2 protein-coding genes are annotated in these 1,482 nt (G+C 66.7%); both read left to right on the top strand.

What is annotated here, in order from left to right; translation table 11 throughout:
* The first annotated feature begins 52 nt into the window (after window positions 1-52).
* Window positions 53-965 (top strand): IS5 family transposase gene (locus ABIE39_RS18705; protein ID WP_354053024.1). Its coding sequence is split into 2 segments (ribosomal slippage): window positions 53-415 and window positions 417-965, totalling 912 coding nucleotides; the frame shifts between segments, so codons are not numbered across the junction.
* 9 nt (window positions 966-974) lie between these two features.
* Entirely contained in the window at window positions 975-1,400 is a 426-nt protein-coding gene (locus ABIE39_RS18700) for a DUF6228 family protein (protein ID WP_354053022.1), read from the top strand.
* Window positions 1,401-1,482: the final 82 nt, after the last annotated feature.

Here is a 1,482-nt window from a genome sequence, read left to right as displayed (position 1 = left end):
CTAGGGCGTGTCTCCCAACTCTGAGTGGAGGCGGGCGGCCAGACTCACGGGCGTGAGTCGGTTCCAGGTCTTGTCGGACGAACAGTGGGAGCGGATCGAACCGTTGCTGCCGTCGAACGCGGGTAAGGTCGGTCGCCCGTTCGGGGATCACCGCACGGTGGTCGAGGGCATCGCGTACCGGTACCGGACCGGGATCCCGTGGCGGGACCTGCCGCGGGAGGCGTTCGGGCCGTGGCAGACGGTGTGGAAGCGGCACAAGAGGTTCGCCGACGACGGCACCTGGGACCGCATTCTGGCGCACCTGATGGCCGAGGCTGACGCGGCCGGTGAGATCGACTGGACGGTCTCGGTGGACTCGACCATCAACCGCGCGCACCAGCACGCGACGAACACGACTCGTCCGGAGCAGGACACAGGGGGCGACGTCGAATCACAAGAACCGCGGGACCGGCACCGTCAACAGTGAACCTGCAAGTCACGGCATTGGCCGTTCTCGTGGTGGACTAACGAGCAAGATCCACCACGCTGTCGACGGGCGTGGCCGCCCGCTGGCGGTGGTGGTGACTCCGGGGCAGTCGCACGACGGGCGCGCGCTCGAGGTCGTCCTGGCGGACATCTGGGTGCCGCGCCTCGGGGTGGGCCGGCCGCGAACCACGCCCGACGCGGTGCTCGGGGACAAGGCGTACTCCTCGCGCGGGAATCGGGCGATGCTGCGCCGACGCGGGATCCGAGTAGTGATCCCCGAACCGTCCGACCAGCAGGCCAACCGGAGACGGCGAGGCGCACGAGGCGGCCGCCCGCCGAAGCTCGACCGGGAGACCTACAAGCGACGTAACGTCGTCGAGCGGTCCTTCAACCTGCTCAAGCAGTGGCGCGGCCTCGCCACCCGCTACGACAAGCACGCCGCCGTGTACCGGGCCGGAGCGGTGCTGGCGGCGATCATCAGTTGGTTGCGATCCCGGTAGATTGTCGACGTGTTCGATCAAGCCGTGGTGCGCATTCCCGCCTCGACCGGCTTGACGCTGGAGTTCGAACAGACGTTTCCATACGGTCCCGACGACCCGTACGTGTCTGGGATGCTCGTCCGGGCAATCGGAGACCACCTGCGGGTCGAGCAGCAGGTCATTCTCTCCCTGGGAACCAGCGGACTCCCGGCGTTTCTGTATCGCCTGTACGACGAGTTCCGTGGCTGGACAGGCGAACGCACCTGGCAGTCGCTTGAGGATGAACTGCGCCTTGACGCGCGTCACGACGGTCACGTTCACCTCCGCTGGGAGGTCACGAACAGACCGTACGGCGACGATTCCTGGAGTTTCTCGACGACGACGCACCACGGAGCCGGTGAGGACGTGCGCCGCTTGGCAGATGCGTTTCACACCCTTCTCGAACCCTCGACCTGATCACTGAGGTCCGGCAATCAGAGCGATCGCGAGGTCACTTGCTCTGTCGCTCCATGGCCCTCATTAGGAGACACGCCCTAGG

This window comes from Cellulosimicrobium sp. 4261, from assembly GCF_040546915.1.
Classification (GTDB): domain Bacteria; phylum Actinomycetota; class Actinomycetes; order Actinomycetales; family Cellulomonadaceae; genus Cellulosimicrobium; species Cellulosimicrobium cinnabarinum.
The sequence above is the reverse complement of the archived record's forward strand: the minus strand, read 5'-3'. Positions and strand labels throughout refer to the sequence as shown.